8 protein-coding genes and 1 pseudogene are annotated in these 7,756 nt (G+C 63.1%); 4 read left to right on the forward strand and 5 right to left on the reverse strand.

Annotated features, from left to right (window positions below; all coding sequences use genetic code 11):
* Positions 1-8: 8 nt before the first annotated feature.
* The 3 genes from hisS (at position 9) to AC1DWA_RS25465 (ending at position 2,955) form a co-directional block, all read left to right on the forward strand.
* Positions 9-1,280 carry a histidine--tRNA ligase gene (gene hisS, locus AC1DWA_RS25455; protein WP_019748310.1) on the forward strand — a complete coding sequence of 424 codons (1,272 nt, stop codon included), beginning with the start codon at positions 9-11 and terminating at the stop codon, positions 1,278-1,280.
* The gene (locus AC1DWA_RS25460; protein WP_047888379.1) at positions 1,270-1,899 is read left to right on the forward strand and encodes a hypothetical protein; all 630 of its coding nucleotides are present in this window, start codon (positions 1,270-1,272) and stop codon (positions 1,897-1,899) included. Before hisS ends, AC1DWA_RS25460 begins: the two co-directional genes overlap by 11 nt.
* Before the next feature lie 66 nt (positions 1,900-1,965).
* A complete protein-coding gene (locus AC1DWA_RS25465) occupies positions 1,966-2,955 on the forward strand; it encodes a malate dehydrogenase (protein ID WP_477846758.1) in 990 nt (329 codons plus the stop codon).
* 33 nt (positions 2,956-2,988) lie between these two features.
* Here AC1DWA_RS25465 and AC1DWA_RS25470 read toward each other — a convergent pair whose 3' ends face one another.
* Together AC1DWA_RS25470 and AC1DWA_RS25475 are read right to left on the reverse strand one after the other, a co-directional pair.
* Positions 2,989-4,281, reverse strand: a complete 1,293-nt coding sequence (locus tag AC1DWA_RS25470; protein ID WP_477846757.1) for a hypothetical protein — start codon at positions 4,279-4,281, stop codon at positions 2,989-2,991.
* A complete protein-coding gene (locus tag AC1DWA_RS25475) occupies positions 4,278-4,607 on the reverse strand; it encodes a type VII secretion target (RefSeq protein WP_182261921.1) in 330 nt (109 codons plus the stop codon). Before AC1DWA_RS25475 ends, AC1DWA_RS25470 begins: the two co-directional genes overlap by 4 nt.
* Positions 4,608-4,780: 173 nt before the next feature.
* Here AC1DWA_RS25475 and otsB point away from each other — a divergent pair, with 173 nt between their 5' ends.
* Entirely contained in the window at positions 4,781-5,569 is a 789-nt protein-coding gene (gene otsB / locus AC1DWA_RS25480) for a trehalose-phosphatase (RefSeq protein WP_019748315.1), read from the forward strand.
* 9 nt (positions 5,570-5,578) lie between these two features.
* Here otsB and AC1DWA_RS25485 read toward each other — a convergent pair whose 3' ends face one another.
* From AC1DWA_RS25485 to AC1DWA_RS25495, 3 genes and pseudogenes are all read right to left on the reverse strand, one after another.
* Complete coding sequence (locus AC1DWA_RS25485; protein WP_070386639.1) at positions 5,579-6,379, reverse strand: alpha/beta fold hydrolase; 801 nt, start codon at positions 6,377-6,379, stop codon at positions 5,579-5,581.
* A 133-nt stretch (positions 6,380-6,512) separates the two neighbouring features.
* Positions 6,513-7,304, reverse strand: coding sequence for an ABC-2 transporter permease (locus AC1DWA_RS25490; protein WP_019748317.1), 792 nt, complete (start codon positions 7,302-7,304; stop codon positions 6,513-6,515).
* Positions 7,304-7,756: pseudogene (locus AC1DWA_RS25495) on the reverse strand (ABC transporter ATP-binding protein); the annotation flags it as partial. The pseudogene AC1DWA_RS25495 and the gene AC1DWA_RS25490, both read right to left, overlap by 1 nt.

The following is a 7,756-nucleotide window of genomic DNA, read 5'->3' on the forward strand; positions in this document are numbered from 1 at the left end:
TACCTCTCGTGAGTAAAGCCAGCACCTTCTCTGCACCCAAGGGAATTCCGGACTACGTTCCGCCGCAGTCAGCCGAATTCGTCGCCGTTCGTGACGGTTTGACGCGCGCCGCCAGGTTGGCCGGGTACGGCCACATCGAATTGCCGATCTTCGAGGACACCGGCCTGTTCGCGCGCGGTGTCGGTGAGTCGACCGACGTCGTCAGCAAAGAGATGTACACGTTCGCCGATCGCGGTGACCGTTCGGTGACGTTGCGTCCCGAGGGAACCGCCGGTGTCATGCGTGCCGTCATCGAGCACAGCCTCGATCGTGGACAGTTGCCGGTCAAGGTCAGCTACGCGGGCCCGTTCTTCCGCTACGAGCGCCCGCAGGCCGGCCGCTACCGCCAGTTGCAGCAGGTCGGCGTCGAGGCCATCGGGATCGACGACCCCGCGCTCGACGCTGAGGTCATCGCGATCGCCGACGCCGGATTCCGGTCGTTGGGGCTCGACGGCTTCCGCCTCGAAATCACCTCTCTCGGCGATGACACCTGCCGACCGCAGTACCGCGAACTGCTGCAGGAGTTTCTCTTTGCACTCCCGCTCGACGAAGACACGCGTCGACGCGCCGAGATCAACCCGCTTCGGGTGCTCGACGACAAGCGCCCAGATGTACGCGAGATGACGGCCGGCGCACCGCTCATGCTCGATCACCTCTCGGAGAGCTGCAAGGCGCACTTCGACGAGGTACTAGCGCACCTCGACGCCTTGGGAGTTCCCTACGTCGTCAACCCGCGCATGGTCCGCGGCCTCGACTACTACACCAAGACGACCTTCGAATTCGTGCACGACGGACTGGGCGCGCAGTCCGGAATCGGTGGTGGTGGTCGTTACGACGGACTGATGGAACAGCTGGGCGGACAGCCGCTCTCGGGGATCGGGTTCGGAATCGGCGTCGACCGCACGGTTCTCGCGCTCGAGGCCGAGGGTAAGTCGGTTGCGCCACCGGCACGTGTCGACGTCTTCTGTGTACCGATGGGAGCCGAGGCGAAGGCGGCACTGGTGAAGATCGCACACCAGTTGCGTGCCAATGGGATTCGCGTCGACCTGGCGTACGGAAATCGTGGCGTCAAGGGCTCGATGAAAGCGGCCGATCGCTCGGGCGCCGCAGTCGCGTTGGTTCTCGGCGAGCGCGAGCTCGAAGAGGGCGTTGTCGTTGTCAAACAATTGGCGACGGGTGAGCAGGAGACGGTGCCGCTCGACCAAGTTGTCGACAAGCTCGGGGATCTCGTTGAGCACTGAGGCTGAACCGGTTTCGCTCGATCTGGTTCCCGTGGCGTTGATCGCGCCGCGGCTGAAGAAGTTCGCCGTTGTTGTGGTGGTCTTCGGTGTGGTCGTCGGGTTGATCGTCAGTGTGTTCTCGACGATGACGGTCGGAGTGATCGTCGGTGCCGTCATCGCGGTTCCGACGTCACTGGCGATTCTGATGACGCTGCGCCGGCATATCACCTTGTATGGCAACAGGATTCGAGCACAAGCTGGTTTTCGCACCAACGACGTCGACGTGGCCGAGGTGCTCACGGCGGCGTTGACGGTGCGATCCGGCCGGATCAGCGAGGTCAGCCTGACACTCGGTGACGGTCGGTCCACCGTGCGAATACCGCTCGCGCTCTACACGGCAGGGGGCGGGCGCGAATTGGAGATCCTTGCACTCCGCAAGCTCGCCGACGCCCTGGCGGCCAGTGAGTTGGTACCGGCTGCCGCGTTGTCCTCGGTGCTGATCGAACAGTTGCGTGCCGAAGCCCGCGGCGCCGGACTGGCCGAGCGTCCGCTCTACCGCGCCGTCGAACTCGTGACGGCGGAGGGACGAGTGCCGAGAACCACACTGACGGACCACGAAGTGGCCGGATTACTCGACTAGCGTGGAAACCGTTCTTACAGCGTTGTAGAACGGACAGTCGTGAAAACGGCAGGTGAGGAGTCGGCAATGAGTATTGCGCCCGTAACCGTCACGGTGACCGGAGCGTCGGGTCAGATCGCATACGGCATGCTTTTCCGCATAGCTGCGGGGGAGATGCTCGGCGCTGACGTACCGATCAAACTTCGACTGCTCGAGATTCCCGCCGCCGTGTCCGCAGCCGAAGGCGTCGCGATGGAGCTCGAAGACGGCGCATTTCCCTTGCTGAGCTCCATCGACATCACCGACGATCCCGATGTCGCCTTCTCCGGCGCGAACGTCGGGATGCTGGTCGGTGCACGTCCGCGGAGCAAGGGGATGGAGCGCGCCGACTTGCTGAGCGCGAACGGCGCTATTTTCGCAGCGCATGGGAAGGCGATCAACAACAACGCAGCCTCGGACGTCAAGGTGCTGGTCGTCGGAAACCCGGCCAACACCAACGCTCTCATCGCGATGAACAACGCGCCGGATGTACCCGATACTCGGTTCAGTGCGCTGACGCGCCTCGACCACAACCGAGCGATTGCGCAGGTGGTGAAGAAGACCGGCGTTCGTGCGTCGTCGGTGCGCAAGGTGTCCGTCTGGGGAAACCATTCGGCGACGCAGTACCCGGACCTGTCCCACGCGACCGTCGCGGGTGAGCCTGCGCTCGCGGTGATCAACGACCGAGACTGGGTGGAGAACGATTTCATCCCGACTGTGCAGGTGCGAGGCACCGCCATCATTGCTGCGCGTGGATCGTCCTCTGCGGCAAGTGCGGCCAGCGCGTCGATCGACCACGTCCGTGACTGGGTGATCGGAACGGCCGAGGACGACTGGGTATCCATGGCCGTCTGTTCGGACGGTTCCTACGGGGTGCCCGAAGGATTGATCTCGTCCTTCCCGGTGACCTGTGCCGATGGTGAATTCGCTATCGTTCCGGATCTCGCGATCGACGACTTCTCACGCGAACGGATTGACCTGTCCGTCAGCGAATTGGAGCAGGAGCGTGCGGCGGTACGGGAGTTGGGCTTCGTTTGAGGTTGTAATGCCGCCCCGGCCGGGGAGTCCCGATCAGAGATCTCGGAACAGGTACTGATCGGGATTCTCGGCACCGAGCACGGGCGGTGACACCATCGGTAGATCGTCGACCATCGAGTTTTCGTCACCGGCGCTGACGAGATACCCCGGAGTCGTGCGTGACGACTCGTCGTCCCGCGTTCCGCGAGGACCGCCGCCCATCATGCCGCCCGGCGATATGCCGCTACTGCCGACCGCCGAAGATGGTGCACCCAGGCCGGGCGTTGCTACCGGAACCGGTTGAACTGCAGCAACTCCCGCTGCACCTCTCATCGTTCCACCGGTAGTGCCGCTTCCACCCACCCATGCTCCGCCGGAGCTCGCTGTCGCACTGGGCGACGGCGACCCGCCGGCTGCGAGTGACGTCGACGAATTGCCTGCGCCCCACAGCTTGTCGACGCCGGTCGGAAGTCCGGCGCCTGCCTGCGCTGCCGAGGTCCGAACGGCGTCGGCGCCTGAGCGGGTGGAGAACGGTGCGTCGCCGGCATCGGTCGATCCAGACAGCGGCGATCCAGACAGCGGCGATGCCGACGCGGCTGATGCCGCCAGAGGTTGGGCGATCTGACGGGCGGCGTCGGCGAGCGCCTCCGGAGTGGCAAGGTTGGCGAGAGCCTCACCGATCGGTGGAGTCGGCACGGGGATCGACCCGGCAAGGGCGTTCATGGCAGCGGTGTGCCCGAGCATTTCCCCGCGAGTCTGTGTCACCGCCGCGACGGCTGCCTGCATGTGTTCGGCTGCGGAGGCAATCAGCATCGCCTGTCCTGGTGGTGTCCACGCGATCGGTGCAGCAGCTGCAACCGTGGTCGCGAAGGACTGCGCGATCGCCGCGAGATTCGCGTTGCCTCGCTGCACCGATTCCGCGGCGGCAGCAGCGGTTTTCGATATCGCGGTTCCGCGTTCGCTCAATTCTGCGCCGCTGTTCTGGGCGGATCGCGACAGTTCGGTCGCGGCTTCGCTGCCGGTGCTGTTCCAGGTCTGGCCCACCTCGGCGACTGCCCTTTGGGACAGTCCCATGGCTTGGTCGATGAGAGTGGACGCCTGGTTGAAGATGCCGACGGGATCGGTGCCGGCAAAAGTGCCGGTGCCGAGGCTCTTCCCGAGTTCGATCAACGGCGCGAACAGATCTTCGATTCCGGGTAATGCCGGAACCGGTATGCCGGCGAGCATCGATTCGACCGTGTTGTTCGGCAATGCCGGGGCCGGAGCACCACCTTGAAGGAATTCGAGGACCGTCGTCGAGTCGTCTTCGGTGTTCATGCGATCGGTGTCGACGCGATCGCTGTTCACGCGGTCACGTCCGTCGATCCAGCGATGCCGGCCAGATCTGACGCGGTTGAAAGATCTGTGGTGTCGTAGGCCTGAGCGGCTGCACTCGCCGTTGCTGCGTTGCCGGCGTAGAAGGTCGCCAGTGCTGCAACATCTTTGGTGTGAGTTGCCTGGGCGCGCGCGAATGCCTCGAGAAACTCGATGCCGACAGGACCGACGGCTGGTGCGACTGCCGCGATGTTGGCGCCCAGATCGACGGCGGCGGCCTGCGCGATGTGTCCTGCAGCTTCGGCCGACGTCGAGCCGTACCTTCGGATGTCGTCAGTGACGACAGTCAATTCGCTCATCGTTACCCCCCAGTTGGTAAGCGTCGTGAGAACTGTAACGGACGGAATCGGCGCCGGAGGGGAGTGGACACGGCTCACCCTGCGCTTTCCGGACAACCTGGACGAAGTGGCAGAGATTACATTCTGATCCGGTGTTGGTATTGCGGGTGCGATCGATTTGGCACACTCGAACCATGCGAACCGCTTCGGACGTCATCCTCCGACTCACGTCCGATCCAGCTCGCTGTGGACTGGTGATGGATTTCGACGGTGTGCTTGCACCTATCGTCGACGATCCGTCGGCCAGTGCGCTCCTGCCCGGTGCCGAGGAGGTGCTCGCGACTTTGTCGAGGCACTTCGGCGTGGTGGGCTTGCTCTCGGGACGGCCGGCGTCGTTCTTGCGAGAACGACTGAGTCTGGATTCGGTTGTTCTCATGGGTTCCTACGGCGTCGAGACCTGGACGGAGAACGGAATCGAAGTGCTTCCGGCCGTCGCTGCGTTCAGTGATGCCGTCGCCGAAGCAGAAGCCGAACTGCGTCGCCTGTTCGACTCTCAGTCAGTTCCTGGCATCCACGTCGAGAGCAAAGGCCTTGCGGTGGCTGTGCATTGGCGTCGGGCCGCGGATCGAGCGGTCGCGCAGCGCCTGGTGGAAGCAGCGACGACAGAAATCGCGAGCCGGACCGGGTTGCGGCGTGAGCCCGGCAAGTTGGTCGAAGAATTGCGTCCACCCGTTGAGGAGGACAAGGGGACAGGCCTCCTTCGCGCGATCGCCACCGCAGGCGTCGACGTCGTCGCGTACGCGGGCGACGACCGTGGTGACCTACCTGCCTTTGCTGCTGTCCTTGCCTCGGGTGGAGAAGCGTTGGTGGTCAAGGGCGATGACATTGCACCGGAAGTGGCTGCTGTCGACGGCGTCCAGTTCGACGGCCCGCCGGCATTCCTCGATTGGATGAAAGAGCTTGCCGCGCACCTGGAACGCTGACACGTGAGGTCAGTCTGCCAAGAACTCGACCAGCGCGCGGTTGACCTCTTCCGGATTGTCCTGTGTGCATTGATGTCCGACGCCGGTGATCACCACCCGGCGAATCAGGTCCGGTAGCTGGTCGCTCAGGGCGTCGTAGATTCGATCGAGTTGGCGCGGCATGTCGACCTCTCCCCGCATCAGGAGGGTCTCCTTTCGGGGTGCCGTATCCACCGGGCAGAGTGACGCGAACCCGCTTGTTCCCAGATCCAGCCAGGTCTGCCGTCCGGCGGCCAGCATGCAGTCTGCAACGTATCTGCGAGTTGCGGGATTTCGACTCGACCACCGGCCACTGTAAAAGGCAAAGGGACCCCACGGGATCCGTTGATACAAATGCGTGCCGATTTTGATCGCCGAGGCAGCGGTTCCACTCATTTCCCGGTGCTGGCCAGGGCTGCCGATCATGACGAGCTTGTCTACTCGATTCGCATGACGATGGGTGAACTCCTGCGCGATGTTTCCGCCGAACGAGTGTCCGACGATGCTTGCACGATCGATTCCGAGCGAGTCGAGCATGACCTTCACGTCGTCGATCACAGTGTCGAGAGTGGCGCGGTGGCCTTCCTCGAGAATCGACAGCCCTTGACCGCGTAGGTCGGGCAGCACCAGGGAATAGGCGCCCGCGAGTTCCGCGACCTGGTCGTCGAACATTCGATGATCAACTCCGGCGCCATGCAGGAAGACGATGCATTTCCGATCGAGCGCCGGCGTGCGCCACACACGCATTTCGGTGCCCGGAGTGGAAATAGTCTGGGTTGTCAGAGTCTGCATCGCTGTCCGTTGCCTCAGTTCGTTGCCGAATCAGATGGAAGTGAGCCTATCCTAACTTCTGTGGACCGCGGTTGTGGCAACAAGAAACTGGCCGCACCGGAACATCTCCGGTACGGCCAGTCTTGGTGTTAGGTCAGGCGTCGCGCTTGTTGACGACGGCGATGCTGATTCCGAAAACCACCAGCACAAATGCTGCGAAGTAGAACAGGCTTCCCCAAGGGCCCCAATGGAAATTGGTGCTCGAACCCGAAGAGAGGAAGTGGTCGGCGTTGGCGAACGGGAGGAACGGTGTGACGTTTCTACCGAAGGATCCGAACATGCCGAACAGGCTCTCGATGAGCAGCGGCCAGAGCAGGAGCAATGCAATAGCGCCGGCAGATTGCCGCAGGAGTGCTCCGACGGCGATGGCAAGGACAACGCAGAGGAAGGCGAAGATCGGTACGCCGTAGACGGCGCGCCAGGCATCGGCGTTGTCGAGTGCCAGATTGGTGGAACCTTCAGAGCCTGCAGCAGCTTTGGTGATGAATACCGCGCCGAGCATGAGAACGAAAGACAGCGCCGCGCCGAAGGCGCCGATCAGGCCGGCTTTGGCGATCAGGACCGAAGCCCGGCTCGGGATGGCCTGGAAGGTGGTGCGGATGATGCCGAAGCGGTATTCGCTGGTAATCGCGAGGGCCGCCATGATCATCAGGACCATGACGCCGAAGCCGGAAACTCCCAGTCCCGCTTCATTGAACGTGGGGAGGAACTTCTCGAAATCAGGAGTTCCTGATGCGGCTTCGTCGTTGTACGCCTGAATGCTCGAACTCGACGAACGCCCGATCATCCAGGCGACGCCCAACCCTAGGACGATGATTGTGATCGTGCACCACAGCGGCGACTTGGTCGTGGTGATCTTGATACGTTCAGCACTGAGAACAGCCATTACAGTGCACCTCCCATAGCGTGCTGTGTGTTTGTGTGGTGGGCTCCGGCACCCGGATCGATACCGGATGCGTGGTACTGGACATCGTCTCCGGTCAACTTCATGAACGCATCCTCGAGCGATCCCTGCACAGACGCCAACTCGTGCAACACGATTCCCTGCGAACCAGCCAGACCGCCGATCGCATCAGTGGTCGAATCCACGACCACCAACACCGGCTCCGATCCTGAATGCTCCTCGCGGACAGTCAGTCCGTGGGCAGTCAATGCGGCATGGAGAGCGTCCAATTGTGGGCTGCGCACGCGCACCGTCGACTCCGACGAGCGATCCACGAACTCCGCCACCGTCGAATCCGAAATCAACCGACCCCGACCGATCACCACCAACTGCTCCGCCGTCAACGCCATCTCCGAGAGAAGGTGACTCGACACCAGCACCGTGCGGCCCTCGGC

It is taken from the genome of Rhodococcus sp. P4_F3_2 (genome assembly GCF_056401335.1).